A 25,607-nucleotide genomic window follows, 5' to 3' on the forward strand; every position below is an offset into this window, starting at 1 on the left:
GAATATGGGTGCCGACGGCACCCGCCCCTCTCGCGTGCGCGGGCGACCGCAGCACGGCATGGCACGCGCGGATCCGCCCGGACGGGAGCCTGGACACCTGCCGCATGCGAGGCGTCTGCGCTGGACGGCCGACGTGGCGGCGACGGCGCCGGATCGCCGACATGACGGGCATCTGAGTGCCTCGTCCATCTGTTACACGGCGGTAACACGGAGCCTTTCTCAGGGTGAATGCCCGGGGTATGTTGAGGATTCGTGCGCGTCGCAAGGGGCGCGTTCGGGCCACCGATCCCCATCTGAAGGACGTGTTCGTGATCCCACGCTCCCCCCGGCTCCGCTCGGAGTCCGCCCGCGCATCAGCCCTGCGCAGGGCGACGGCCTCCGTCGCCACCACCGCCCTCGTCGCGGCCGGCCTCGTCGCCCTCGGAGCGGGGGGCGCCATGGCGGCCCCCGCTCCGACCACGGCGACGCCGGCGTCCGAGCTCGAGGACGGCCGCTACATCGTGACCCTCGCGGACGAGGCCGCCGCGACCTACCGGGGCGGCGTCGACGGGCTCCCCGCGACCCAGGCCCGCTCGGGCGCGCAGCTCGACGCGCAGGCCGGTCCGGTCACCGCGTACACCGACTACCTCGAGGACCAGCAGGAGGACGTGGCCGCCAGCGTCGGAGCGGACATCGACTACTCCTACTCCCTCACGGTCAACGGCTTCTCCGCGGTCCTCACGGCCGAGCAGGCGTCGAAGCTCTCCGGCGACCGCGACGTCGCCTCCGTCGAGCCCGACCGGATCTACCACCCCACCTCCACCCCGGCGGCCGACTTCCTCGGCCTCACGGGCGCGGACGGCGTCTGGGCGGAGACGGGCGGCCAGGAGGAGGCCGGCGAGGGCGCCGTCATCGGCGTCATCGACACGGGCATCGCGCCCGAGAACCCCGCGTTCGCGGGCGAGCCGCTCGGCACGACCGCGGGCGCCGAGCCGTACCGCGACGGATCCGCCATCACCTTCGCCAAGGGCGACGGCACCACCTTCACGGGCGCGTGCCAGACCGGCGAGCAGTTCACGGCGGCCGACTGCTCCACGAAGGTCGTGGGCGCGCGCTACTACGTGACGGGCTTCGGCCAGCAGAACATCGGCACGGCCGCGACGGGCGAGTACGTCTCCCCGCGCGACGGCGACGGGCACGGCTCGCACACCGCGTCCACCGCCGCCGGCAACCCCGACGTGACGGCCACCATCGACGGCAACGACCTCGGGGAGATCTCGGGCGTCGCGCCCGCCTCCAAGATCGCGGCCTACAAGGTCTGCTGGTCCGGCCCCGACCCGGCCGTGCAGACGGACGACGGCTGCGCGGGCGCGGACCTCGTCGCCGCCATCGAGCAGGCCACGAAGGACGGCGTCGACGTCATCAACTACTCCATCGGCGGCGGCTCGGCGCAGACCACGTTCTCCGCCACCGACCGGGCGTTCCTCGGCGCGGCCAGCGCGGGCATCTTCGTCGCGGCCTCCGCGGGCAACTCCGGCCCCGACTCCTCCACGCTCGACAACGCGTCGCCGTGGATCACCACGGTCGCCGCGAGCACGGTCGCGGGCAACTTCGAGGCCACGGCCCAGCTCGGCGACGGGAAGGCCTTCGCGGGCTCGTCCATCACGGTCACGGAGCCGGTCTCCGGAGCGTTCGTGACGGCCGCATCCGTCGCCGCGGCCGGTGCCACCACGCCGGCCCTCTGCGGACCCGGCGTGCTCGACCCGGCGAAGACCGCGGGGAAGATCGTCCTGTGCGAGCGCGGCACGTTCGACCGCGTCGCGAAGTCGGCCGAGGTCGAGCGCGCGGGCGGCATCGGCATGGTGCTCGTCAACCCGACGCCCAACTCGGTCGACGCCGACACGCACTCCGTGCCGACCGTCCACCTCGACGCGGACGCCTACGCGGCCGTCTCCGCCTACGCGGCCACGCCCGACGCGACCGTGACGCTGGTGCCCGACAACACGACGGGCGTCTCCGCCCCGACGCCCCAGGTCGCGGGCTTCAGCTCGCGCGGCCCGGTGCTCGCGGACGGCAGCGACATCCTCAAGCCCGACGTGACGGCGCCCGGCGTCTCGATCATCGCGGCGACGAACAACGCCGCGGGCGCGGAGCCGACCTTCGCGCTCCTCTCCGGCACGTCGATGGCGGCCCCGCACGTGGCCGGCCTCGCGCTGCTGTACCTCGGCGAGCGCCCGAAGGCGACGCCCGCCGAGATCAAGTCGGCCATGATGACCACCGCGTACGACACGGTGGGCGAGGACGGCGCGGCGGTGACGGATCCGTTCGCCCAGGGCGCCGGGCACGTGGACGCGCGTCGGTACCTCGACCCGGGCCTGCTGTACCTGAACGACCGCGCCGACTGGCTGTCCTACCTCGCGGCCACCGGCTACGCGACGGGCATCGACCCGGTCGACCCGTCGGAGCTCAACCTGGCGAGCATCGCGATCGGCGCCCTCACCGGCTCCGAGACCGTGACGCGCGAGGTGACCGCCACCCGCGCGGGCACCTACACCGCGAGCGTCCAGGGCCTCGACGGCGTCACCACGGACGTCACGCCGTCGACCCTGGAGTTCACCGAGGCGGGGCAGACGAAGTCGTTCGAGGTGTCGTTCACGCGCACCACGGCGCCCGTCGACGCGTACGCCACCGGATCGCTCACCTGGACGGGCGGCGACACCACGGTGCGCAGCCCGATCGCGGTGAACCCGGTCTCCATCGCCGCGCCGGACGAGGTGCAGGGGACGGGGATCACGGGATCCGTCGACGTGACCGTGACGCCCGGCACCACCGGGCCCATCGCGCTCGCCGCGGAGGGCCTGACCGCCGGCCGCGTGTACGCCAACCCCGCGGACGCGTCCTCGCCGATCTCCGGCACGGGTCCCGCCAAGGCGGAGCTGCAGTACGCGACCACCGTCCCGGCCGGTCAGCTGGCCACGCGGATCGACCTCGACTCGGCCGACGACGCGGCGGACCTCGACCTCTCGGTGTTCCGCCTCGAGGGCGGGAAGCCGGTCGAGCAGTTCGACTCGGCGACCGAGTCGGCCGACGAGTCCGTGACCATCGAGACGCCGGAGGCGGGCGACTACGTCGTCGTGGTCGGGGTGTTCTCGATCCCCGAGGGCCAGACCACGCAGGACTTCACCGTCACGCAGTTCGACCTGTCCGAGACGACGGACGAGGGCGCCTTCACGGTGTCCCCGAACCCGCTCGACGCGGTGCAGAGCCGACCGGTCACCTACACGGCCTCGTGGAGCGGGCTCGCCCCCGAGACCGCGTACCTCGGCCGGGTCGCCTACGCCGGCACCGAGGCGTTGACCTACGTGCGCGTCGAGTCGGGTGCGATCCCCGCGCCTGAGGCGACGGAGCCGCCCGTGATCTCGGGCACGCCCACCGTCGGCCAGACCCTCACCGCCTCGCCCGGCACGTGGGACCAGGAGGGCCTCGCGTTCTCGTACCAGTGGTTCGCGGACGGGAAGCCGCTCGCCGGCCAGACGCGCGCGACCTACCGGGTCTCGCCGTCGGTGGCGGGCAAGGAGATCACGGTCGTCGTCACCGCGAAGCCCGCGAAGGGACCCTCGGGCACCGCGACCAGCGAGCCCGTCGTGATCAAGCTGGCCAGCACCGTGACGGTGGGCGTCAAGCCGCCCGTGCTGACGAGCGCGCAGAAGGCGGTCGTCACGGTCAAGGTCGACAGCGCCGCGAAGGCGGCGCCCACGGGCACCGTCACCGTGACGGTCGGCTCGGACGAGTTCGAGGTCACCCTCGACGCGTCGGGCACCGGTCGGGTGGAGCTGCCGGCGTACGCGAAGGGCCGCTACACGGTGACCGCGACGTACGCGGGCGACGACGCGAACGCGGCGAAGGCCAGCTCGCCGAAGTACCTCTACGTGAGCCGCTGATCCGGCTGACGTAGCGACGGACCGCGGAGGGGCGGGTGCCAGGAGGCGCCCGCCCCTCTCGTGCGTCCGGGCACCCGCGCGCGTCAGCGGAAGATGATCGTCCGCGCGCCGTCGAGCAGCACGCGGTGCTCCGCGAACCAGCGGACGGCCTGCGTGAGCGTGCGCGACTCCTCGTCCTGGCCGATGGCCATGAGCTCGCGGGCGCTGCGGGAGTGATCCACCCGCACCACGTTCTGCTCCACGATCGGACCCTCGTCGAGGTCGCTCGTGACGAAGTGGGCGGTCGCGCCGATGAGCTTCACGCCGCGCGCGTGCGCCTGCTTGTAGGGGTTCGCGCCCTTGAAGCCGGGCAGGAAGGAGTGGTGGATGTTGATGATCCGGCCGCTGAGCCGGGCGCAGAGCCCGGGGGAGAGGATCTGCATGTAGCGCGCCAGCACCACCAGCTCGATGTCGTGCTCCTCGACCGCGCGGATGACGCGCTCCTCGAACGCCTGCTTCGACGCGTCGTCGGTGACCGGCACGTGCTCGAACGGCACGCCGTAGAAGCCCGCGAGGTCGGCCAGCTTCCCGTGGTTGCTCAGCACGAGCGGGATCTCGACGGGCAGCTGCCCCGCGCGCTGCCGGAACAGCAGGTCGTTCACGCAGTGCTCGGCGGTGGATCCCAGCACGAGCGTGCGCAGCGGCCGGCCCACCTCGTCGAGGTGCCAGGTCGCGTCGTAGCGCTCGACCACGGCGGCGAGGGCGTCGGCCAGGCGGTCGTCGTCGGCCGCGGCCTGGATCTGCAGGCGCATGAAGAAGCGGCCGGTGTCGGCGCTCGAGAACTGCTGCGACTCGGTGATGTCGCCGCCCGCCTCCACGATCGCGCCCGCGATGGCGTGCACGATGCCCGGGCGGTCGTCGCAGGAGAAGCTGAGGACGCGGTGCGGCGGACGCGCGCGGGTGGCCTGGTCGGTCATCCGTCTAGGCTATCGACTGGCTGCGCGGGTCCCGCCGGCCCCGGGAGCACTCCCGCCGTCGCGTCCCTCAGGTCAACATGACGAACACCTCCCCCATCTTCCTGCCCGACCTCGAGCGCGCCGAGCGCTCCGGACGCCGCCGCCCGCCGGCCGGGGGCGACCCGTCGTTCCGCTTCCCCTGGGTCGGGATCCTCACGCTCGCCGCGTGCGTGTTCCTCAGCGTCACGAGCGAGATGCTGCCCACCGGCCTCCTCAGCGAGATGAGCGGCGACCTCGGCGTGGAGGAGTCTCGCGTCGGCCTCCTCGTCTCGGTGTTCGCGGTCGCGGTGGTCGTCTCGAGCGCCCCGCTCGCGGCCCTCACCCGCCGGGTCCCGCGGCACGCGCTGCTGCTCGGGGTGCTCGCGGTGTTCGCGACGAGCAACCTCCTGACGGCGTTCGCGCCCACGTTCGAGCTCGTCACCGCGACGCGCGTGCTCGGCGGCCTCGCGCACGGGCTGTTCTGGGCGGTCGTCGGCGCGTACTCGGCGCACCTGGTGCCGCCCGCGCTCATCGGCCGGGCGGTCGCGCTCACGGTCGGCGGCGGCAGCCTCGCGTTCGTGCTCGGCGTGCCGGTCGGCACCGCGGCGGGGCAGGCGTTCGGCTGGCGGGCGGCGTTCGCGGGGATCGGCGTGCTCACGCTCCTCGGGATCCTGCTCGTCTGGCGCTTCCTGCCCGCGGTCGGGCGGCCCGAGCGGGAGGCGCCCGTCGACGCGCCCGCGGGCGGCCGCGTCGGGATCCGGCAGCGCATGGCCGGCCAGGGCGTCGGCGGCGTGCTGTTCGTGTGCCTCACGGCGATGGTGATCATGATCGGCCAGTACGGCCTCTACACGTACGTCGACCCGTTCGTCACGCGGGTCATGGGGATCCCCGAGCAGCAGCTGAGCGCCATGCTCTTCGGCTACGGGATCGCGGGCGCCGTCGGGCTCCTCCTCGCGGGCACCGTGTTCTCGAGCCGACCGCAGCTCGGCGTGCTCGCGGGGCTCGCGGCGGCGGCGGCGGGCGTCAGCGCGCTCGCGTTCGTGCCCGGCCTCTGGGCCGTCGCGATCCCCGGCTTCCTCCTCTGGGGCCTCGCGTTCGGCGCGATCCCGACCCTGCTCCAGACGCGCATGCTGCACGCCGCGCACCCGTCGTTCCGCGACACGGCCAGCTCCTTCTACACGACCGCGTTCAACGTCGGCATCGGCGGCGGCGCACTCGTGGGCGGGGCCCTGCTCGACGGGTTCGGCATCGCGTCGCTGGCCGGAGCGTTCCTCGCGGTGATGGCGGTGTCGGTCGTGCTCGTCGTGGGATCCGCGGGCCGGGCCGCCCGCGCCCGCGCCGCCTCCGCGCGCACCGCCGCCTGACGGCGGCGCGCTCCCCGGCGGCGCCCGCCCCGCCTGCAGGATGCCGTCGTCATCCCCCGCCGCACCGGGGCGCCTCCCGCCTGCGGGAGGATGGGGGCCGTGACCACCACCCCCGCGCCCCTCGGCCTCCTGCTCGACGTCGACGGCCCCATCGCCAGCCCGATCACCCGCACCCTCGCCATCCCGAGCATCGCGGCCGACCTCGTGGAGCTCGCGGCCGCGGGCGTGCCGATCGTCTTCAACACCGGCCGCTCAGACGCCTTCATCCGCGAGCAGGTCGTGGGCCCGCTGCTGGCCGCCGGCCTGCCGGAGGGCGCGCGCGTGCACGCCGTGTGCGAGAAGGGCGCGTCGTGGTTCTCCATCACGCCCGCGGGCGCGGGCGAGGTGCACGTCGACCGGGCGCTCGCGCTGCCCGAGGCGTACATGCGGGACATGGAGCGGCTCGTCGCCGAGCGCTTCGCCGACTGGATGTTCTTCGACCACACGAAGCACGCCATGGTCTCGCTCGAGCAGCACACGAGCGTCTCCTCCGCCGACTACCTCCGGGTGCAGCCCGACCTCGACGCGCGCGCGGTGGAGATGCTCACGGCGCACGGGCTCGGCTCGGTGCTCGAGGGCGTCGAGGTGCCCGACGCGCACGGCGAGGTGCAGGTGCGGGTGGATCCCACGATCATCTCGACCGACATCGAGTCCGTCCGCCTCGGCAAGGACCTCGGCGCCGCCCGCGCGCTCGAGCTGCTGGCCGACAGCGGCCCGCTGCCGCTGCGCTGGCGCACGGTCGGCGACTCGCGCACCGACTACGCGATGGCCCGCTGGCTGCACGAGAACGGCCACGAGGTCGCGCACGTCGACGTGCGGCCGGCCGACGGGATCCCCGCGACGCCGTACCCGGTGCTCACGGCCGGCGACCTGATCCACGACGAGGCGGGCGCCGCGCTCCTCGCGCAGTGGGTGCGCATCGTGCGCGGCGAGGCGGAGGACGACTCCGCGTTCCTCGCGCCGGGCCGCTCCGCGAGCTGAGGCCCCGGCGCCCGCCGGCGCCCGCCGACCCCGCACGCCCCGAGGGCCCGTCCGCATCCGGACGGGCCCTTCCTGTGTGCGCGAACGGATGTTAGCCTCGGCTAACACTTCGTCGGAGAGGCCGCCATGACCCGCACCGCCCCCGAGCGCCGCCGCGCGCGCCGGCCCGTCACGGGTCCGCGCCTCGTCCTGCTCCTCGGGCCGGCGTTCGTCGCCGCCATCGCGTACGTGGATCCCGGCAACGTCGCCGCCAACCTCACCGCCGGCGCGCGCTACGGCTACCTGCTCGTGTGGGTGCTCGTGGCCGCCAACCTCATCGCCGTGCTCGTGCAGTACCAGTCGGCGAAGCTCGGGCTCGTCACCGGCCGCAGCCTCCCGGAGCTGCTCGGGCAGCGCCTGCCGACGCAGCGCCGACGCGCGTTCTGGGTGCAGGCGGAGCTCATTGCCGCGGCCACCGACCTCGCGGAGGTCATCGGCGGGGCCATCGCGCTGCACCTGCTGTTCGGGATCCCGCTGCTCGCGGGCGGCGTGATCGTCGGCCTCGTCTCCATCGGCCTGCTCGCCGTGCAGTCGCGGCACGGACAGCGCCCGTTCGAGCTCGTGATCGGCGCGCTGCTCCTCGTGATCACCGTCGGCTTCCTCACGGGCCTCGTCGTGAGCCCGCTGTCGGCGTCCGGCATCGCGGGCGGCCTGGTGCCGCGCTTCGACGGGCCGGGCAGCGTGCTGCTCGCCGCCAGCATGCTCGGCGCGACCGTGATGCCGCACGCCGTCTACCTGCACTCCTCGCTCAGCCGCGACCGGCACGGGGTCCAGACGGACGACGGCATGCTGCGGCGCCTGCTGCGCGCGACCCGGTGGGACGTGATCACCGCGCTCGCCGTGGCCGGCGCCGTCAACATCTCGATGCTCCTCATCGCGGCCGCGAGCCTCGGCGGCGTGCCCGGCACCGACTCGATCGAGGGCGCGCACGCGGCCATCACGGCGTCGCTCGGGCCGGTGGTCGGCGTGGTGTTCGCGGTGGGGCTGCTCGCGTCCGGGCTCGCGTCGACCTCGGTGGGCGCCTACGCGGGCGCGGCGATCATGGGCGGCCTGCTGCACGTGAAGGTGCCGCTGCTCGCCCGGCGCGTGGTGACGCTGATCCCCGCGCTCGTGATCCTCGGCATCGGGGTCGACCCGACCACCGCTCTCGTGATCAGCCAGGTCGTGCTGAGCCTCGGGATCCCGTTCGCGCTCGTCCCGCTCATCCGCCTGACGGGCGACCGCCGGGTGATGGGCGCGCACGTCGACCGGCCGCTCACGCGCATCGCGGCGTGGGTCGCGGTGTCGCTCGTCGTGGTGCTGAACGTCGCACTCGTGGTGCTGACCTTCGCCGGCTGAGCCCGGAGCCCGCCGGAGCCGCCGGCTCGGGCGCGCGGATCAGCCGGCGTCGGAGACCCACACCGCGGAGGCCGCGGCGGCCGTGAGCGGGCGGCGGGCGGATCCGTCGACCGTCACGACCACGGCCGCCGGGTCGCCGGCGTCGGCCGCGGCGGCGCGGACGAGGGTCGCGTCGAGCCCGATGCCGTGATCGGCGAGCTCGCGCAGCAGCCGCGGGTCCTCGTCGGAGATGCGGCGCACGCGCATCGGCCGGTCGGCGGCGGCGTCCGCGAGCACGGTCGCGTCGGGCAGGTGCGGCTCGCCGTCGGCCGAGGGGATGGGGTCGCCGTGCGGATCCCGCGACGGGTGCCCGAGGTGCCGGTCGATGCGCGCCACGAAGTCGTCGGAGACCGCGTGCTCGAGCACCTCGGCCTCGTCGTGCACCTCGTCCCAGCCGTAGCCGAGCGCCTCCACGAGGAACGTCTCGAGCAGGCGGTGGCGGCGCACCATCTGGATCGCGTGCCGGCGCCCGTCGTCGGTGAGCTCGATGCTGCCGTACGGCCGGTGCTCCACGAGGCCCTGCGCGGTGAGGCGGCGGATCCCGTCGGACGCGGTGGCGGGCCGGATCCCGAGCCGCTCCGCGAGCCGCGACACGGTCATCGGCTGGTCGGTCCACTCGGTCGCCGACCAGATGAGCTTGAGGTAGTCCTGCGCGGCGCTGGAGAGCTCGTCGACGGACATGCCGCCATGGTACCGAGCGGCCTCGCGTCCTCCGCAGCCGACCCCGGCCGCCCGGGCGGTGCAAGCTGGACGGGACCCGCGGGCAGGGACGCCCGCGGCGGATCCGATGGAGGAACCACATGCAGTACCGGAATCTCGGCAACAGCGGCGCGGTCGTCTCGACCTACGCGCTCGGCACCATGACCTTCGGCGCGGAGGCGGACGAGGAGACCTCGGGCCGGATCCTCGAGGCGTACGTCGCCGGCGGCGGCACGTTCATCGACACCGCGGACGTCTACACGTCGGGCGTCTCGGAGGAGATCGTCGGCCGCTGGCTGAAGGCGCACCCCGCCGAGGCCGACCAGCTCGTCATCGCCACGAAGGGCCGCTTCCCGATGGGGGAGGGCAACAACGACGTCGGCACCTCCCGCCGCCACCTCACCCGCGCGCTCGACGACTCGCTCCGCCGCCTCGGCGTCGACACGATCGACCTGTACCAGATGCATGCGTGGGACGCCGTGACCCCGCTCGAGGAGACCCTGCGCTTCCTCGACGACGCCGTGCGCGCCGGCAAGATCTCGTACTACGGCTTCTCGAACTACCTGGGCTGGCAGCTGACGAAGGCCGTGCACGTCGCGAAGGCGCTCGGGTACACGCCGCCCGTCACGCTGCAGCCGCAGTACTCGCTGCTCGTGCGCGAGATCGAGTCGGAGATCGTGCCCGCGTCGCTCGACGCCGGCATCGGCCTGCTGCCGTGGTCGCCGCTCGCGGGCGGCTGGCTCACCGGCAAGTACCGCCGCGACGAGACGCCCACCGGCGCCACCCGCCTCGGCGAGGACCCGGAGCGCGGCATGGAGGCGTTCACGCCGCGGAACGGCCAGGAGCGCACCTGGGCGATCCTCGACGAGGTGCGCCGGGTCGCCGACGCGCACGGATCCAGCTCGGCCCGCGTCTCGCTCGCGTGGCTCGAGGCGCAGCCGGCGGTGACCAGCGTGATCCTCGGTGCCCGTACCGTGGAGCAGCTCGAGGACAACATGGCCTCGGCCGACCTGGAGCTCACGGCCGACGAGATCGCCTCGCTCAGCGCGGTGAGCGCGCCCGTGGTGTCCGAGTACCCGTACGGCCCGGCCGGCGTGCAGCAGCGCCACCGCGCGATCGACGTGCGCGGCTGATCGGGACGGCGCCGGTCGCCGTCGCCGCGGGTGACGGGATCGGCGCCGTGGCGGGCGCCGGGGTCGTCGCGTCGTCCGCGCGGACGACGGGCCGCGCCGGCTCCGGGCGCTCGGCGCGCGGCGTGATCCGCACCCGCGGCACGTGCCGGCGCACCACGACCTCGAGGGTCAGCTGGCCGCGGCGCGCGAGGATCACGGCGACGACCGCGGCGGCCAGCGCCGGCACCCCGCCGGAGACGACCATGCCGACGTGCACGCCCCACGCCTCGACGATGCCGCCCATGAGCGGGCCGCCGACGGCCTGGCCGCCGAGCAGCACGAGCACGTAGACGCTCATCACCCGGCCGCGGATGGCCACGTTGCTGGAGAGCTGCACGAGCGAGTTGGCCGCGGTCTGGAACAGCAGCGACGCCATCCCGACCGTGACGAGCACGACGGCGAACGGCGCGATCCCCGGCATGAGCCCGGCGGCGGCCTGCAGGAGCCCGGTGATCCCGACGCCGACCACGATGGTGCGCAGCCGCACGGTCGCGCGGCGGGTCGAGAGCAGCGCGCCCGTCAGCGCGCCGATCGCCACCATCGAGTTGAAGAAGCCGTAGCCGCCGGCGCCCACGTCGTAGACCTGGCTCGCGAACGCCGCGAGCAGCACGGGCATGGTGAGGCCGAAGACGCTGAAGACGGCCACGAGCACGACGGGCCACAGGATGGTCGGCTTCGACCGCGCGTAGCGGAGCCCCTCCGCGAGCTGGCCGCGGCGGCGCGGCGCCGGCGGCATGCGGATGAGCGTCCTCACGTCGAGGCTCCACAGCGTGAGCACCACGACGACGCACGCGAGCGCGTTGATCGCGAACGACCAGCCGGCGCCGACCGCGAGCAGCAGGATCCCGCTGAGGGCGGGGCCCACCATGCCGCCGAGCTGGAACACCGACGAGTTGACGCTGATGGCGTTCCTCAGGTGCTTCTGCCCGACGATCTCGGTGACGAACACCTGCCTGGCCGGGTTGTCGATCACCGTCACGAGACCCGTCGCGAACGCGATGGCGAAGATGTGCCACGCCTCGACGGCGCCCGAGAGCGTGAGCACGGCGAGCAGCGCGCTGAGCACGGCGTAGGTGCCCTGCGTGATCATCATCAGCATGCGCTTGGAGCAGCGGTCGACGATGACGCCGCCGATGAGGCCGAAGAGCAGCATGGGCGCGAACTGCATCGCCACGGTGATGCCGACCGCGGTGACGCTGCCGGTGAGCTCGAGCACGAGCCAGTCCTGGGCGATGCGCTGCATCCAGCCCGAGGTCATGGCGATGACGTTGGAGGCCGTGAACCGGCGGAAGTTCGGCACGCTCAGGGCGATGAGCGTGTGGCGCCACGGCGGGCGCTGGGTCTGGACGGGGAGCGGGGCGGTCGGGGGGAAGGCGTTCGGCGGCGGTGTCACTTCATCCTGCGGGGTGCGTTGCGTATGAGCGGATCGGTTCTGCATGGGTGCGGCCCTCGTGGGGCCGACGTCGACGCTACCCGCGGGCTTCCCATTCGGATCCCGTCTCGACATGATGAGTGCCATCCGATGATCGAATGACGAGGTGCCGACGTGCTGGACCCGACCCTGCTCGCGACGTTCCTCGCCGTGGCCGACACCCGCAGCTTCACGCAGGCGGCCGCGCGCCTCGGCATCAGCCAGCCGACCGTGAGCCAGCAGGTGCGCCGGCTCGAGCGGGCCGTCGACCGCACGCTCATCGCGCGCGACACCCGCGCCATGCGCCTCACGGACGCGGGCGACGCCATGGCGGGCTTCGCGCGCACGATCCTCGCGGCGCACCGCGCGGCGGAGAGCTACTTCGGCGGATCCGAGGTGAGCGGCCGCCTGCGCTTCGGCACCGCGGACGACCTCGCGATCACGCAGCTGCCGCGGATCCTCCGCCACTTCCGGCAGCTGCACCCGCAGATCGAGCTGGAGCTCACGGTCACCCAGAGCGGGCCGCTGCACCGGCGGCTGCTCGCGGGGCAGCTCGACCTGATCCTCACCAAGACGACGGTCGACGAGCAGCCGGATGCGCGCCTCGTCGGCCGCGACCGCATGGTGTGGGTGGGCCTCGAGCGCACGCTCGTGGAGCCGGGCGCGACCGTGCCGCTCATCGCGTACCGCGCGCCGAGCATCAGCAGGCAGATGGCGATGGACGCGCTCGAGCGGGCGGGCCGCACCTGGCGGATCACGTGCAGCACGCGCGACGTGAACGGCGTGCTCGCGGCGGTGCGCGCCGGCATGGGCGTCGCGGTGCTGCCGCAGGCGCTCATCCCCACCGACCTGGTGAAGGTGACCTCGCGGCTCGGCCTGCCGGAGCTCGACGAGGTGGACTACGTGCTGATGGACAACCCGGCCGGGCCGCGCGCGTCCATCGAGGCGCTGACCTCGGCGATCATGTCGCGCGGGGTGGCGCGGGCGAGCTGACGGGAGGCGCTGCGGGCGGGCGGCGCCCTGCGGGCGGGCGGCGCGCTACCAGCGGGCGACGGGCGGCAGGCCGTCGTCGGCGAGGCCGGCGTCGCGCGCACGGCCCCGGCGGCCGCGCCCCCGCGCTCCCGGCTGGTGCGGCGGCTCGGCCCTGTCGGGATCCGCACCGGGCGTGCCGGGCTGCTCGAGCTGCATCGCGAGCGCGCGCAGCCGGGCGTCCATCTCGGCGTGCGCGGCGGCGGCCTCGTCGAGCCGCGCCCGCTCGTCGTCGACCTCCGCGGGGACGCGGGTGGCCTCCTCGAGCGGCAGCGCCTCGGCCTCCGCCTCCGCGAGGCGGCGGGCCCGGCGGCGCGCGGCCATGATGCCGAAGGCGCCCACCGCGATCTGGAACATGCCGAGCCAGCCGGACGCGTCGTTGACCGGCGCGAGCACGTGCCAGGCGCCGAGCGCGATCCAGCCGATGTTGACCCACATGGGCCAGGCGAACCCGGATGCGGCGCGTGCGCCCTCCGCAGGCTCGTCCGTGCCGCGTCCCTCGTCGCTCATGCCGTTCCTCCGTGCCGACCCGTCCGTGACTGCGAGTGTGTCACGCGAGGTCGTGAGCCGCCTGGAGCCAGACGAACGTGCGCGGGCTCAGCACGATGCCCTTCGTGAGGCGGAGCCGCTCGTCGCGCACGAGGTCCACGGCGTGCTCGGCGAAGCCGCCGAGCGTCTCCGCGGAGACCGTCGCCGGGTCGTCGCCGAGGTTCGCGAGCACGAGGACCGTGCCGTCCTCGTGCGGACGCTGGTAGCCGAGCACGCGCGGGTCGTTGGCGTCGAAGCCGACGATGCGCGTGCCGCCGAGCGCGGGCGTCGACCGGCGCACGGCGACCAGGCGACGGATCCCGGCGTGGATGACGCCGGTGCTGGTCGTGCGGTCGTCGCGCTGGTCGTACCGGTCGAAGGGGTAGAGCGGGCGGTTCACCCACCTGCTGTCCTCGGCGTGCGCCGGGACGTCGTCGTAGCCGTAGTCGTTGAGCTGGCCGACCTCGTCGCCGAGCACGATCAGCGGGAGGCCGCCCGTGCTGAGGGCGACGGAGTGGGCGAGCAGGATCCGCTCGACCGCGCCCGGGTCGTCCTGCTCCAGGCCCGCGAGGGACGCCGTGGTGCCGGCGACCGCGCCGTCCGGGTGCCAGACGCCGCGCGCGTGGCTGCCGGGGAACCGGCCGACGTGGTAGTCGGCGAGGAAGCGGCGGTGCTCCGCGGGGTCGATGCCGAGGGCACGGGCGTCGTCGTCGTCGAAGGCGAAGCGCAGGGCGTCGTGGCTGCGGACGCGCGCGATGCGGACGGATCCCCCGGGCACGTCGCCGCGGCGCTCGAGGGCACGGGAGAGGAGGACGGCGGAGCGGGTGGCGAGCGCCTCCCAGACGAGCGCGGTGAGCGCGGGGTCGTCGGCGAGGCGGACGGCGTCGCCGTCGAGGAGCTCGGCGGCCCCTCGCGGGTCGGCGTCGGCGGCCACGGCCAGCGCGAGCGCGGGGGAGACGCGGCGGCCGAGCGCGGCGATCACGCGGAGGAGGGCGGACCGGTCGGCGTCGGGGCGCTCGCCGAGCACGGCGGCGGGGTCGACGCGGACCACGTCGGCGCCCGCGGCGGCGAGGGCGACGGTCTCGCGGAGGGCGTCGCGGATCCGGTCGGCCGGGGGCGCGTCGGCGTCGGCGGGGGAGAGGTCGACGGCGAGCGTGAGACCGGCGTCGTGCAGGGCGTCGGCGAGGTCGGCGAGGTCTGCAGCGGATCCGAGGCCCGCGCGCACGCGCACGCCCGGCGCGAGGAGCGCGTCGGCGTCGGCGTCCTCGTCCCCGCGCTCGGCGACGGGCGTGATCTGCAGGTGCGTGAGCCCGAGGTCGCGGAGGGCGGGGATCCGCGCGATGAGGCCCCGCAGGTCGTCGGCGTACCGGTCGACGTAGCAGACGCCGCCCGTGCGGAGGTCGAGGTCGAGGTCGTCGGGGGAGCCGGCGGTCGGCGTGCGGCGGGCCCGCATGTCGTGGAGGTCGGCGGCTAGGAAATCGGCGAGGTCGTCGGCGTCGTCGCCCGCGAGCGGACGGAGGTCGGCGGCGAGGGCGTCGCGGTCGAACGGGGGCGCGGAGGCCTGCCCGGCGGGGGCGGGGGCGTGGTCGCGGGTCGCGGAGCCGGCGCGCGCGTCGTCGCGGTCGTGCCCGCCTGCCGCGGGATCGGTCGTGAGCGCTGCGCTCCCCATGCTCGGTCCTTCCTCCGCATCGTGCGGGCATCGTCGCCCGACACCCTCGATCCTACGGGCGAGCGGGGCGTGTGACCCGCAAACCCTTCGGGCACATCGCATCGCGTCGCCCGGCGGCCAGGGCGCGGCTGACCGGGCGCGGGCGCGCGCCTCGCGTGCGCGCGCCCGCCCGGGTAGGATCGGACCCGTCGCGACTGGCGTTCGGATGGGTCACCATCGGGGAGCGACTCACACGGTTGGTGGCCGTACGCCTGGGCCACGACGCATCCGCTCGTCCACCGTGCACAAGGAGTCCCATGCCCGTCGACCCGTCCTTCAACGCCCCCCTCTCCGAGGTCGACCCGGAGATCGCGGCGGTCCTCGAGCAGGAGCTCGGCCGCCAGCGCGGCACCCTCGAGATGATCGCCAGCGAGAACTTCGTGCCGCGCGCGGTGCTGCAGTCCCAGGGATCCGTGCTCACCAACAAGTACGCCGAGGGCTACCCGGGCCGCCGCTACTACGGCGGCTGCGAGTTCGTCGACGTCGCCGAGCAGCTCGCCATCGACCGCGCGAAGAGCCTCTTCGGCGCCGAGTTCGCCAACGTCCAGCCGCACTCCGGCGCCACCGCGAACGCCGCCGTCCTCGCCGCCATCGCGCAGCCGGGCGACACGATCCTCGGCCTCGAGCTCGCGCACGGCGGCCACCTCACGCACGGCATGAAGCTCAACTTCTCCGGCAAGCTCTACGACGCGGCCGCGTACGGCGTGGATCCCGACACCTTCCTCATCGACATGGACGTCGTGCGCGAGAAGGCGCTCGAGCACCGCCCGCAGGTCATCATCGCCGGCTGGTCGGCGTACCCCCGCCACCTCGACTTCGCCGCGTTCCGCGCCATCGCCGACGAGGTGGGCGCCAAGCTCTGGGTCGACATGGCGCACTTCGCGGGCCTCGTCGCCGCTGGCGTCCACCCCTCGCCCGTCCCCTACGCGGACGTGGTCTCCTCCACCGTGCACAAGACGCTCGCGGGCCCCCGGTCCGGCGTGATCCTCAGCCGCGACACCGCGCTCGCCAAGAAGCTCAACTCGGCCGTCTTCCCGGGCCAGCAGGGCGGGCCGCTCATGCACGTCATCGCGGCCAAGGCCACGGCGTTCAAGATCGCCGCCACCGAGGAGTTCGCCGACCGGCAGCGCCGCACCATCCAGGGCGCGCAGATCCTCGCCGAGCGCCTCGTCGCGGCCGACTCCACCGAGGCCGGCGTCTCGGTGCTCACGGGCGGCACCGACGTGCACCTCGTGCTGGCGGATCTGCGGAACTCGCCCATCGACGGCAAGCAGGCCGAGGATGCGCTGCACGAGGTCGGCATCACGGTCAACCGCAACTCGGTGCCGTTCGACCCGCGCCCGCCGATGGTCACGTCCGGCGTCCGCATCGGCACGTCGGCGCTCGCGACCCGCGGCTTCGGCGAGACGGAGTTCACCGAGGTGGCGGACATCATCGCCGAGACCCTGAAGCCGGGCAGCGACCTCGCCGCGCTGCGTGCGCGCGTGCTCACGCTCACGGACGGCTTCCCGCTCTACGAGGGCCTCACCCAGTGACGGCGGTCGTGCTCGACGGCGTCGCCACCGCGTCGGCTGTCAAGTCCGAGCTCGCCGTGCGGATCCGCGCTCTCCGCGAGCAGGGCCTCATCCCCGGGCTCGGCACGCTCCTCGTGGGCGACGACCCGGGATCCCGCTCCTACGTCGCCGGCAAGCACCGCGACTGCGCCGAGGTCGGCATCGAGTCGATCCGCATGGACCTCCCCGCCGACGCCACCGAGGACGACGTGCGCGCCGCCATCGAGCGCCTCAACTCCGACCCGGCCGTCACGGGCTACATCGTGCAGCTGCCGCTCCCCGCGGGCATCGACGAGAATGCGATGCTCGAGCTCATCGACCCGTCCAAGGACGCCGACGGCCTGCACCCGACGAACCTCGGGCGCCTGGTGCTCGGCGTGCAGGGCGAGCTGACCTCGCCGCTGCCGTGCACGCCCGCCGGCATCGTGGAGATGCTCGAGCGCTACGACGTGCCGATCGCCGGCCAGCACGTGGTCGTCGTCGGCCGCGGCCTCACGGTCGGGCGGCCGCTCGGCCTGCTGCTCACGCGCAAGGGCCTCGACGCCACCGTCACGCTCACGCACTCCCGCACGCGCGACCTCGAGCAGGAGGTCCGCCGGGCGGACATCGTGGTCGCGGCCGTCGGCGTCGCGCACCTCATCCAGCCCGAGTGGGTGAAGCCGGGCGCCGCGGTGCTGGATGTGGGGATCACGCGCGTCGTGGATTCCGAGACCGGCAAGGCGCGCCTCACGGGCGACGTGGATCCGGCCGTCGCCGAGGTCGCCGGCCACCTGTCGCCGAATCCGCGCGGGGTCGGACCGATGACGCGCGCGATGCTGCTCGTCAACGTGGTGCTGGCCGCCGAGCGCGACGCGCGCCTGGCCGAGGAGCTGCGCGGCTGACGGCGCTCGCCGCGGGTCGTGCGGCGGTGTTGCAGGAGGGGGCGGCCGGTCAGGCCGTCCCCTCCTCGCGTCCGGGGTCCGTGGCCGCGGCGCGCTCGGCGCCCAGCAGCACGGCCGGCGTCGGGATCGCGCCCGCGTGCAGCCGCGCGTTCTCGACGTAGTGCGCGGCGTTCGCGCGGAGCCCGGCGACCTCCTCGTCCGTGAGCTCGCGCCGCACCTTGCCGGGTACGCCCGCGACGAGCGAGCGCGGCGGGATCACCTGCCCCTCCAGCACGACCGTGCCGCCCGCGAGGAGCGACTCCCGGCCGACGACCGCGCCGTTCATCACGGTGGCGGACATGCCGACGATGCAGTCGTCCTCGATGGTGCAGCCGTGCAGCACGGCGTTGTGGCCGACGCTCACGCCCTGGCCGACCGTGAGCGGGAAGCCCGCGTCGACGTGGCAGCTCACGTTGTCCTGCAGGTTGGAGCCCGCGCCGATCGCGATGTCCGCGGCCTCCGCGCGCAGCACGGCGTTGAACCACACGCTGGATCCCGCGGCCAGGGTCACGCGCCCGACCACGCGGGCTCCGGCGGCCACGAGGGCGTCGGGCGCGATGTCGGGCGCCGGGGATCCGGGGAGCGCGCGGACGGTGGCCTGGGGGTCGACGGTCATGCGGCCAGGGTAGGCCGGGCGGCGCATCCGCGCGCCCCGCTCCATCGGCGCGAAGCCGGCTGCGGCGTAGGCGTCCCACGGCGCCCGGTAGTAGGGGAGCGGCGAGGCGTTGATGAAGACGTCGCGGCCGCCCAGCTCGCCGACGCGGCGGCAGACGTCGAGCGCGAGGATCTGCGCGAGGCCCCGGCGGCGGTGCTCCGGCACGATGCCGAGCGGCTCGAGCTCCGCCCATCCGCTCGCCGGGTCGAGCCATGCCGTGCAGGTGCCGGCCAGGGATCCGTCCGGGGCCTCGATCACGAGGTCGAGCTCGCGCCGGTACACGGCGGCGCGGCGCACGGCCGCGTAGCCGACCGCGTCGAAGCGGCTCTCGGCGTCGGGGTCGATCCCGTCGCCGCATCCGTCGGTGAAGGGCAGCTCGACCGGCTTCCAGGCGCGGCGGTGGGCCGCGACCTTGGCCTCCTCCTCGCCGTCTCCCACCGGGCGGATGCGGTACCCGGAAGGCGGTCGCGCGCCCGTGTCGCGGGCGGGGTGACGGAGCCCGGCGAGCGGGACGGCCTCGTCGGCGAAACCGCGGCCGGCGAGGATCCCGCGCAGCCGCTCCTGCCCGCGGTGGACGGCGACGCTCGTGCGCGCGTCCCCGGCGGCGTCGAGCAGCCACTCCGCCAGCATGTCGGTCGTGGCGTCGTCGCCGGGCGCGCACTCGACGCGCGCGTCGTCCTCGGAGCAGGCGGCCCAGCCGATGAGCGCGCCCGCCTCGTCGCGGACCACGGCGATCCTGTCGGGCAGCTGCCCGGTGGCGACCTCCCACGCGAAGCCGCCCGGGTGGGTCGACGCGGGGAACCACGCCGACAGCGCGCGCGGGATGTCGCGCACGGCGCCGTCCGGGTCGTCGGTGATCTCGGTCAGGCCCGCGGCCGCGTGCGTCATGCCGCCGAGCCTAGGGGCGGCGCCGCCGGAGCGACCCGCGCCCTACTGCTCCGCCTTGGCCCCGTCCGACGGCGTGACCGTGAAGACCGTCGGCCCCGTGTAGCCGTGCTCGGCGAACGCGCCGTCGACGGCGACCTGGAGACGCGAGAGCGAGTCGACGTCGATGAGCGCGATCGCGGATCCGCCGAACCCGCCGCCGGTCATGCGCGCGCCGATCGCGCCCTCGTTCTGCGCGACCTCGACCGCGAGGTCGAGCTCCGGGACGCTGATCTCGAAGTCGTCGCGCATGGAGCGGTGGCTCGCATCGAGCAGCTCGCCGATGGCGCGCGGGCCCTCCTCGCGGAGCGCGCGCACGGTGTCGAGCACGCGCTGGTTCTCGGTGACGATGTGGCGCACCCGCCGGAACGTCTCGTCGTCGAGCACCTCGCGGGCGCGCACGAGGTCGTCGACCGTGAGGTCGCGGAGCGACGGGACGCCCATGAGGCGCGCGCCGGTCTCGCACGACTCGCGCCGCGCGCGGTAGCCGCCGTCGGCGTGCGCGTGGGCGACGTGGGTGTCGATCACGGCGATGGTGAGGCCGGCGGCCTCGAGCCCGAGCGGGATGACCTCCGCCTCCAGCGAGCGGCAGTCGAGGAACACGGCCGCGTCCTGCTGGCCGAGGAGGCTCGCGGACTGGTCCATGATCCCGGTCGGCGCGCCCACGATCTCGTTCTCGGCGAGCTGCCCCACCGCCGCGAGCGTCTGCCGGTCGAGGCCCAGGCGCCAGATGTCGTCGAGCGCGAGGGCGATGGAACCCTCGAGCGCGGCCGACGACGAGAGCCCCGCGCCCACGGGCACATCGCTGTCGATGAACACGTCGAAGCCGGGCACGGCGGCGAGGTCGGCCCCGCGCTGGCCGAGCGCCCACGCGACGCCGAGCGGGTACGCCTGCCAGCCCTCGATGCGCTCGCCCGTGAGGTCGGCGAGGCGCGCCTCCACGATCTCCTCCGAGAAGGAGCTGGCGAGGCGGATCCGGTCGTCCTCCCGCGGAGCCAGCGCGATGACCGTGCGGCGGTCGATCGCGAACGGGAACACGAAGCCCTCGTTGTAGTCGGTGTGCTCGCCGATGAGGTTCACGCGCCCCGGCGAGGACCACACGCCGTGCGGCTCGCGCTCGAAGCGGGCGCGGAATCCCTCGCGCACGTCGTCTCGGATGTCGGTCATGCGTCCTCCACTGCCTTCCGGATCATCTCGGCCGCCTTCTCGGGCGGCACGTCGCCGATCCAGGCGCCCATGGCCGCCTCGGATCCGGCCAGGAACTTGAGCTTGTCGGCCGCGCGGCGCGGCGACGTGATCTGCAGCATCAGCCGGATCTCGTCGCGGTGCGCGTCCGCGGGCGCCTGGTGCCAGGCGGCGATGTACGGCGTCGGGGTGTCGTACAGCCGGTCCATCCCCTGCAGCAGCCGCAGGTACATCGTCGCCAGCTCGTCGCGCTCGGCCTCGGTCGTCTCGGCGAGGTCGGGCACGTGGCGGTGCGGCAGCAGGTGGATCTCCACGGGCCAGCGGGCCGCGAACGGCACGAACGCGGTGAAGTGCTCGCCGCGGAGCACGACGCGCTCGGACGCCTGCTCGGTCTCGAGGATCCGCTGGAACAGGCCCGGCCCGAACCGCTCGATCGACTCGACGAGCCGACGCGTGCGCGGCGTGACGTAGGGGTACGAGTAGATCTGCCCGTGCGGGTGGTGCAGCGTAACGCCGATGGCCTCGCCGCGGTTCTCGAACGGGAACACCTGGCGGATCCCGGGCATCGCCGACAGGGCGCGCGTGCGCTCGGCCCACGCCTCGACCACGGTGCGGGCGCGCGACGGCGTGAGGCCGCTGAAGGAGCCGGTGTGCTCGGGGCTGAAGCAGACGACCTCGCAGCGGCCGACCGAGGTGCGGGTGCGCTCGACGCCGATGGAGGTGAGGTCGTCGTCGTCGACGGGCGCGTCGACGCCTGCGGTGTCGGCGAGCGCGGGCCCGAAGGACGGCGACTTGTTCTCGAAGACCGCGACGTCGTACATGCTCGGGATCTCGGACGGGTTCGTCGGGCTCGCGGGGGCGAGGGGATCCAGCTCCGCCGGCGGCAGGTGCGCGCGGTTCTGCCGCGCGGCCGCGATGGAGACCCACTCGCCCGTGAGCACGTCCTGCCGCATCGTCGCGGTGGGCGGGCGGGGCGCGGCGGGCCGGGCGTCGGCGGCGCGCTCGGGCGGGAGGGTCGTGTCGGCGTCGTCGAAGTAGACGAGCTCGCGGCCGTCGGACAGCAGCGTGCGGCGCTGCGTGATCCCGGACGGCGACGTCGTGACGGTCTGGTCGGCATGCATGATGCCTCGATCCTACGGGCTCGTGGGCGCAAGATCTGCGCTCGCGAAACCCCCGGCTTGCGTTCCGGCAAGCGCGTGCGGGAGGCTCGCCGCATGGCCGACGACACCGCATCCGTCCCCGCGGCGACCCGCCGGTCGCGCATCCTCGAGCGGCTGGCCGACCGCGGCTTCGCGACCGTCGCCGAGCTCGCGGCCGACGCGGGCGTGTCCGCCGTCACGATCCGCGCCGACCTGGACGCGCTCGCCGACTCGGCCGCCGTCCAGCGCGTGCACGGCGGCGCGGTCCTCCGCTCGGGTCTGGCCGCGCGCGAGCAGAGCCTCGAGGTCACCCTCGAGTCGGCCGCCGACGCCAAGCGCGCCATCGGCCGTGCCGCCGCCGAGATCGTGGAGAGCGGCCAGAGCGTGCTGCTCGACGTCGGCAGCACGACGCTGCAGGTGGCCCGCGCGCTCGTCGCCCGGGAGGACCTCGTCGACGTCACGGTGATCACGAACGGGCTCACCCTCGCCCTCGAGCTCGAGCGCGCCATGCCGCGCTTCACGGTCGTGGTCACGGGCGGCACGCTGCGCGCGCTGCAGCACAGCCTCGTGGATCCGCTCGCCTCCGTCGTGCTCGACCGCCTGCACCCCGACATCGCCTTCATCGGCGGCAACGGCGTCGACGTCGACCGCGGCGTCACGAACGTCAACCTGCCGGAGGCGGAGGTGAAGCGGCGGATGGTCGCCGCGAGCGCCCGCACCGTCGTCGTCGCCGACGGCACCAAGCTCGGCCGCACGCACCTCGGATCCGTCGCGCCGCTCGTCCTCGTCGACACGCTGCTCACGGAGGCCGACGCCGACCCGCACGAGGTCGGCCGCCTGCGCGACGCAGGGCTGCGCGTCGTCCAGGCGGGCGGGCCGTCCGAGGCCGGGCGGCCGTAACGTGGATCTCATGAGACCCGTCACCGGAGAGCAGCACCACCTCGTCCACGCCGGCCCGTCCGGCGAGCTCCGCGCCACCGTCGTGCAGCTCGCGGCGGCGATCCGCGGCCTGACCCTCGACGGCGTCGACCTCGTGGAGCCCTACGGCGAGGACGTCGTGGCCCCGATGGGCGCCGGCATGGTGCTCGTACCGTGGCCGAACCGGATCCGCGGCGCCCGCTACGAGCTCGACGGGAAGTCCCAGGCGCTCGACGTCTCGGAGCCCTCCCTCGGCAACGCCTCGCACGGCCTCCTCCGCAACACGGGCTACGCCGCCTCCGACCGGGCCGAGGACCGCGTGACCCTCTCCGCCACCGTCTTCCCGCAGCACGGCTACCCGTTCCTCCTCGACACGTCCGTCACGTACCGGCTGACCGACGACGGACTCGTCGTCACCCACCGGATCCGCAACGACTCGGCGGGCCCGGCGCCCGTCGCGGTCGGCGCGCACCCGTACCTCGCGATCGGCGGCGTCCCCTCCTCCGAGCTCACGCTCACCGTCCGCGCGGACACGTGGTCCGAGGTCGACGACGCGCTCATCCCCGTGGCCGATCATTCCGTCGACGGCGCCGACGAGGACCTCCGGCAGGGCCGCGTCGTCGGCGACCTCGACCTCAACACGGGCTACGGCGACGTGCACGTGGAGGGCGGTGTGAGCCGCCACGGCCTCACCGCGCCCGACGGCCGCGGCGTCGAGCTGTGGGCGGACGCGCCGTTCGGCTTCCTGCAGGTCTACACGCCGCGGGAGTTCCCGACCCACGGATCCCAGGCCGTCGCCATCGAGCCCATGACCGCGCCCGCGGACGCCTTCAACTCCGGCGTCGGCGTCCGCCGCCTGGCGCCCGGCGAGGAGTGGACGCTCAGCTGGGGGATCCGCGCGACGGGCTTCTAGCCCTCGTCCTCCTGCGCCCACTGCAGCGCGACCCGCTGCGTGTACCGCTCCAGCGCGATCCGGTTCTCCTCGGGCTCGCGCAGCCCGTCGATGTAGGCGAGCAGCCGCCCGACGACGCCCGACAGGTACTGCACGCCGCGGTCGTCGTGCTCCTCGAGGGCGGACTTCAGGAGGTCGTAGCGCTCGCCGGTCTCCTCGGCGGTCAGCATCGCGATCACGAGTTCGTCGGCCTGCATGCTCATGCGCTCCAGCATCGCATCGCCGCGCGTCGACGACCTGGCGGCGGAATCGCCGTGATCACGCGGATCCGGCCGGTGGAGAGCCCGCCCCGCGCCTCCCCGAACTGGGGGTACGCTCCGGGCGGCAGCGGGACCCACCCTTGCCGTATCCCGCGTGGGGCGTCCGGTGCTCGGGGGAGCGGATCGGCGGCCCGATCGCACCCGTCAGCACGGCCCACCCGGAAGGCTCCCCTTGTCCCGTCCACGCACGGACGCGTACGCGTCCACTACCGACCTGCCCGCCGAGGCCCTCGCCCAGGACGCCCCGGCACCCGCGCAGCGTCCGCCGCTCGTCGGCCGCCGCTCCGTCTTCCTCGCCGCCGTCGGCGCGACCGCCGGCGTCGCTGCCGTCGCCGCGCCCGCCACGGCGCCGCCCGCGTCGGCGGCCGGCGTCGTGGGCGACCAGTCGCGCGTCTACTACCCGGAGCAGTTCGGCTTCGTGCCCTCCGCTGCGGATCACACGAAGGCCATGGCCGCGTTCTTCGCCGCGCTCCAGAAGACCGGCGGGCGGGGGATCCTCCCGCCGTGCGAGATCCGCGTCACGTCCACCGGCATCGACTACTCGAGCGCCATCTGGCCGAAGCAGGCCCTCTCGGGAGCGCCCTACGGGTACCCGGCCATCTCCATCGAGGGCTACGGGCGGCGCGTCACGACGATCCGGCAGATCGCGGGATCCACCGGCGACGTCTTCAAGGTGCAGGGAAAGATCGGCGCGGACTCCGGGCCCGCCGCGAACAACAAGGCCACCGTCACGCTCACCGGCTTCAGCATCAGCGGCACGCGCACGGGTCGCCACGGGCTGTACCTGCGCTCGCTGCTGCACTGCCGCATCACCGACATCGAGCTGAACGCCACCGGCGGCGCGGGCGTCTACTTCGCGCGCACCAACTTCACGGCCGCGAACGACGAGTACTCCTACGCGAACGTCATCGAGGGCCTGCGCGTGATCACGGCCGGCACCTGGGGCGTCGACTGCGACGGCGTCAACGCCATCGACATCGTCATGCGCGACACCGAGATCGTGAACTGCGTGGCGGGCGGGATCCGCATCGCCCCCACCAACGCGCGCTTCGAGAACACGCGCGTCATCGGCTGCGGGGCCGGCAACAAGGCCGCGCGCGGCTTCCTCGCGATCCCCACCAGCAACACGTCGTCGATGGTCTCGGAGCTCGGGATCAACGGCATGCGCCTGGAGGGCAACTCGGGCGCGGGCGGCTACCAGATGGAGATCGGGGCGGGCGTCGGCGCCACCGTCGTCGGCTACAACATCGTGACCGGCGGCGACCTCGGCGCCCACGGCATCGGCGTCGGCCTCGTGGACCAGGGAGCCCGGCTCACGCAGGACACGTTCGTCGGCCGCGGCACCATGTTCATGACCCCGACCAAGTACCCGGCGCAGCGCGTCGTGGTGGTGGGCCCGTACGCGCGCGACACCCGCGTCGAGCGCCCGTCCCTGCCGAACAACCCCGACGCGTCCTTCGCCTCCGTCATCACGGACCGCGGCGTCCGCAGCGTCGACGGCTTCGGGCGTCCGCTGACGGCGCCGGCGCCGACGCCGACGCCGACGCCGGCTCCGGCGACCCCGACGCCGACGCCGGCGGGCTGACCGGGCGGACGACCGATAGGCCCGGTGCGCCGAGGGTCAGGCGGCGCCGAACGCGCGCCGTCCGGTGCCGCTGGCTCCGGAACCGGGATCAGCCGGCGAGGGCCGCGAGCCCGGGCCGGATCCCGGCGCCGCGCCGTACCTGCTGCCGCTCGTGGTGAGCGTGGTCGCGATCGCGGCGTCGCTCGGGATCCACGCCGCGGCGATGCGGACCCCGCTCAGGTTCCTGTACCGGACGCCGCCGTTCCTGGTGCTGGACAGGGCCGGTCGGTCCTGAG

Annotated in this window: 21 protein-coding genes, 1 pseudogene and 1 riboswitch; of the genes and pseudogenes, 12 read left to right on the plus strand and 10 right to left on the minus strand. The window is 74.3% G+C overall.

What is annotated here, in order from left to right:
* Positions 1-302: 302 nt before the first annotated feature.
* Positions 303-3,920, plus strand: a complete 3,618-nt coding sequence (locus BFL37_RS05755; protein ID WP_086514201.1) for a S8 family serine peptidase — start codon at positions 303-305, stop codon at positions 3,918-3,920.
* Positions 3,921-4,003: 83 nt separating this feature from the next.
* On the opposite strand, the gene purU is transcribed toward BFL37_RS05755, so the two are convergent.
* A complete protein-coding gene (gene purU / locus BFL37_RS05760; RefSeq protein WP_086514202.1) occupies positions 4,004-4,876 on the minus strand; it encodes a formyltetrahydrofolate deformylase in 873 nt (290 codons plus the stop codon).
* A gap of 77 nt (positions 4,877-4,953) precedes the next feature.
* On the opposite strand from purU, the gene BFL37_RS05765 reads away from it, so the two are divergent.
* The 3 genes from BFL37_RS05765 to BFL37_RS05775 all read left to right on the plus strand — a co-directional run bounded on the left by BFL37_RS05765 (position 4,954) and on the right by BFL37_RS05775 (position 8,655).
* Positions 4,954-6,258, plus strand: a complete 1,305-nt coding sequence (locus BFL37_RS05765; protein ID WP_086514203.1) for an MFS transporter — start codon at positions 4,954-4,956, stop codon at positions 6,256-6,258.
* A 90-nt stretch (positions 6,259-6,348) separates the two neighbouring features.
* Positions 6,349-7,278, plus strand: coding sequence for a hypothetical protein (locus BFL37_RS05770; protein WP_086514204.1), 930 nt, complete (start codon positions 6,349-6,351; stop codon positions 7,276-7,278).
* A 126-nt stretch (positions 7,279-7,404) separates the two neighbouring features.
* The gene (locus BFL37_RS05775; RefSeq protein ID WP_086514205.1) at positions 7,405-8,655 is read left to right on the plus strand and encodes an Nramp family divalent metal transporter; all 1,251 of its coding nucleotides are present in this window, start codon (positions 7,405-7,407) and stop codon (positions 8,653-8,655) included.
* Between the two features lie 39 nt (positions 8,656-8,694).
* On the opposite strand, the gene BFL37_RS05780 is transcribed toward BFL37_RS05775, so the two are convergent.
* Positions 8,695-9,375, minus strand: coding sequence for a metal-dependent transcriptional regulator (locus BFL37_RS05780; protein WP_086514206.1), 681 nt, complete (start codon positions 9,373-9,375; stop codon positions 8,695-8,697).
* A gap of 119 nt (positions 9,376-9,494) precedes the next feature.
* Here BFL37_RS05780 and BFL37_RS05785 point away from each other — a divergent pair, with 119 nt between their 5' ends.
* On the plus strand, positions 9,495-10,526 hold the full coding sequence (locus tag BFL37_RS05785) for an aldo/keto reductase (RefSeq protein ID WP_086514207.1): 1,032 nt from the start codon (positions 9,495-9,497) through the stop codon (positions 10,524-10,526).
* Here the strand turns inward: BFL37_RS05785 and BFL37_RS05790 are convergent.
* Positions 10,435-12,003 carry an MFS transporter gene (locus BFL37_RS05790; RefSeq protein ID WP_086514208.1) on the minus strand — a complete coding sequence of 523 codons (1,569 nt, stop codon included), beginning with the start codon at positions 12,001-12,003 and terminating at the stop codon, positions 10,435-10,437. The genes BFL37_RS05785 and BFL37_RS05790 overlap by 92 nt on opposite strands.
* Positions 12,004-12,111: 108 nt before the next feature.
* Between BFL37_RS05790 and BFL37_RS05795 the strand changes: the two genes are divergently transcribed.
* Entirely contained in the window at positions 12,112-12,969 is an 858-nt protein-coding gene (locus BFL37_RS05795) for a LysR substrate-binding domain-containing protein (protein WP_086514209.1), read from the plus strand.
* A 45-nt stretch (positions 12,970-13,014) separates the two neighbouring features.
* On the opposite strand, the gene BFL37_RS05800 is transcribed toward BFL37_RS05795, so the two are convergent.
* Entirely contained in the window at positions 13,015-13,515 is a 501-nt protein-coding gene (locus tag BFL37_RS05800) for a hypothetical protein (RefSeq protein WP_086514210.1), read from the minus strand.
* 40 nt (positions 13,516-13,555) lie between these two features.
* Positions 13,556-15,202 carry a DUF3459 domain-containing protein gene (locus BFL37_RS05805; protein ID WP_086514211.1) on the minus strand — a complete coding sequence of 549 codons (1,647 nt, stop codon included), beginning with the start codon at positions 15,200-15,202 and terminating at the stop codon, positions 13,556-13,558.
* Positions 15,203-15,382: 180 nt separating this feature from the next.
* Positions 15,383-15,466: riboswitch (ZMP/ZTP riboswitch) on the plus strand.
* 32 nt (positions 15,467-15,498) lie between these two features.
* Between BFL37_RS05805 and glyA the strand changes: the two genes are divergently transcribed.
* Together glyA and BFL37_RS05815 are read left to right on the plus strand one after the other, a co-directional pair.
* Positions 15,499-16,776: a serine hydroxymethyltransferase gene (gene glyA, locus BFL37_RS05810; protein WP_086514212.1), complete on the plus strand. Its 1,278-nt coding sequence runs from the start codon at positions 15,499-15,501 to the stop codon at positions 16,774-16,776.
* Positions 16,773-17,675, plus strand: a complete 903-nt coding sequence (locus BFL37_RS05815) for a bifunctional methylenetetrahydrofolate dehydrogenase/methenyltetrahydrofolate cyclohydrolase (RefSeq protein WP_086514213.1) — start codon at positions 16,773-16,775, stop codon at positions 17,673-17,675. Before glyA ends, BFL37_RS05815 begins: the two co-directional genes overlap by 4 nt.
* A gap of 49 nt (positions 17,676-17,724) precedes the next feature.
* Here BFL37_RS05815 and BFL37_RS14690 read toward each other — a convergent pair whose 3' ends face one another.
* The 4 genes and pseudogenes from BFL37_RS14690 to galT form a co-directional block, all read right to left on the minus strand.
* On the minus strand, positions 17,725-18,330 hold the full coding sequence (locus tag BFL37_RS14690; RefSeq protein WP_241533896.1) for a gamma carbonic anhydrase family protein: 606 nt from the start codon (positions 18,328-18,330) through the stop codon (positions 17,725-17,727).
* Positions 18,331-18,453: 123 nt separating this feature from the next.
* Positions 18,454-19,257 (minus strand): annotated as a pseudogene (locus BFL37_RS14695) (GNAT family N-acetyltransferase); the annotation flags it as partial.
* 42 nt (positions 19,258-19,299) lie between these two features.
* Positions 19,300-20,460 carry a galactokinase gene (gene galK / locus BFL37_RS05825; protein WP_086514215.1) on the minus strand — a complete coding sequence of 387 codons (1,161 nt, stop codon included), beginning with the start codon at positions 20,458-20,460 and terminating at the stop codon, positions 19,300-19,302.
* Positions 20,457-21,599 carry a galactose-1-phosphate uridylyltransferase gene (gene galT, locus BFL37_RS05830; protein ID WP_086514216.1) on the minus strand — a complete coding sequence of 381 codons (1,143 nt, stop codon included), beginning with the start codon at positions 21,597-21,599 and terminating at the stop codon, positions 20,457-20,459. Before galT ends, galK begins: the two co-directional genes overlap by 4 nt.
* A gap of 93 nt (positions 21,600-21,692) precedes the next feature.
* On the opposite strand from galT, the gene BFL37_RS05835 reads away from it, so the two are divergent.
* Both BFL37_RS05835 and BFL37_RS05840 read left to right on the plus strand, forming a co-directional pair.
* Positions 21,693-22,517 (plus strand): DeoR/GlpR family DNA-binding transcription regulator, encoded by an 825-nt coding sequence (locus BFL37_RS05835; RefSeq protein WP_086514217.1) that lies wholly within the window; start codon positions 21,693-21,695, stop codon positions 22,515-22,517.
* Positions 22,518-22,527: 10 nt separating this feature from the next.
* Positions 22,528-23,448, plus strand: a complete 921-nt coding sequence (locus tag BFL37_RS05840) for an aldose 1-epimerase family protein (protein ID WP_086514218.1) — start codon at positions 22,528-22,530, stop codon at positions 23,446-23,448.
* Here BFL37_RS05840 and BFL37_RS05845 read toward each other — a convergent pair.
* Positions 23,445-23,690 carry a hypothetical protein gene (locus tag BFL37_RS05845; protein WP_241533884.1) on the minus strand — a complete coding sequence of 82 codons (246 nt, stop codon included), beginning with the start codon at positions 23,688-23,690 and terminating at the stop codon, positions 23,445-23,447. The two genes, BFL37_RS05840 and BFL37_RS05845, sit on opposite strands and share 4 nt — an antisense overlap.
* A 229-nt stretch (positions 23,691-23,919) precedes the next feature.
* Here BFL37_RS05845 and BFL37_RS05850 point away from each other — a divergent pair, with 229 nt between their 5' ends.
* Both BFL37_RS05850 and BFL37_RS05855 read left to right on the plus strand, forming a co-directional pair.
* Positions 23,920-25,332, plus strand: coding sequence for a right-handed parallel beta-helix repeat-containing protein (locus BFL37_RS05850; RefSeq protein WP_086514220.1), 1,413 nt, complete (start codon positions 23,920-23,922; stop codon positions 25,330-25,332).
* Positions 25,333-25,396: 64 nt separating this feature from the next.
* Positions 25,397-25,606 (plus strand): hypothetical protein, encoded by a 210-nt coding sequence (locus BFL37_RS05855; protein ID WP_086514221.1) that lies wholly within the window; start codon positions 25,397-25,399, stop codon positions 25,604-25,606.
* The last annotated feature ends 1 nt before the right edge of the window (position 25,607 follow it).

It is taken from the genome of Clavibacter michiganensis, assembly GCF_002151125.1.
In the GTDB taxonomy this organism is placed as follows: domain Bacteria; phylum Actinomycetota; class Actinomycetes; order Actinomycetales; family Microbacteriaceae; genus Clavibacter; species Clavibacter michiganensis_C.

Excerpts from the sequence above, each read along its gene's own strand:
- glyA (WP_086514212.1), top strand. The coding sequence starts at position 15,499 with ATGCCCGTCGACCCGTCCTTCAACGCCCCCCTCTCCGAGGTCGACCCG.
- BFL37_RS05845 (WP_241533884.1), bottom strand. The coding sequence starts at position 23,690 with ATGAGCATGCAGGCCGACGAACTCGTGATCGCGATGCTGACCGCCGAG.
- BFL37_RS14690 (WP_241533896.1), bottom strand. The coding sequence starts at position 18,330 with ATGACCGTCGACCCCCAGGCCACCGTCCGCGCGCTCCCCGGATCCCCG.
- BFL37_RS05805 (WP_086514211.1), bottom strand. The coding sequence starts at position 15,202 with ATGGGGAGCGCAGCGCTCACGACCGATCCCGCGGCAGGCGGGCACGAC.
- galK (WP_086514215.1), bottom strand. The coding sequence starts at position 20,460 with ATGACCGACATCCGAGACGACGTGCGCGAGGGATTCCGCGCCCGCTTC.
- BFL37_RS05765 (WP_086514203.1), top strand. The coding sequence starts at position 4,954 with ATGACGAACACCTCCCCCATCTTCCTGCCCGACCTCGAGCGCGCCGAG.
- BFL37_RS05790 (WP_086514208.1), bottom strand. The coding sequence starts at position 12,003 with ATGCAGAACCGATCCGCTCATACGCAACGCACCCCGCAGGATGAAGTG.
- BFL37_RS05785 (WP_086514207.1), top strand. The coding sequence starts at position 9,495 with ATGCAGTACCGGAATCTCGGCAACAGCGGCGCGGTCGTCTCGACCTAC.
- BFL37_RS05770 (WP_086514204.1), top strand. The coding sequence starts at position 6,349 with ATGGGGGCCGTGACCACCACCCCCGCGCCCCTCGGCCTCCTGCTCGAC.
- BFL37_RS05835 (WP_086514217.1), top strand. The coding sequence starts at position 21,693 with ATGGCCGACGACACCGCATCCGTCCCCGCGGCGACCCGCCGGTCGCGC.
- purU (WP_086514202.1), bottom strand. The coding sequence starts at position 4,876 with ATGACCGACCAGGCCACCCGCGCGCGTCCGCCGCACCGCGTCCTCAGC.
- BFL37_RS05840 (WP_086514218.1), top strand. The coding sequence starts at position 22,528 with ATGAGACCCGTCACCGGAGAGCAGCACCACCTCGTCCACGCCGGCCCG.
- BFL37_RS05800 (WP_086514210.1), bottom strand. The coding sequence starts at position 13,515 with ATGAGCGACGAGGGACGCGGCACGGACGAGCCTGCGGAGGGCGCACGC.
- galT (WP_086514216.1), bottom strand. The coding sequence starts at position 21,599 with ATGCATGCCGACCAGACCGTCACGACGTCGCCGTCCGGGATCACGCAG.
- BFL37_RS05780 (WP_086514206.1), bottom strand. The coding sequence starts at position 9,375 with ATGTCCGTCGACGAGCTCTCCAGCGCCGCGCAGGACTACCTCAAGCTC.
- BFL37_RS05775 (WP_086514205.1), top strand. The coding sequence starts at position 7,405 with ATGACCCGCACCGCCCCCGAGCGCCGCCGCGCGCGCCGGCCCGTCACG.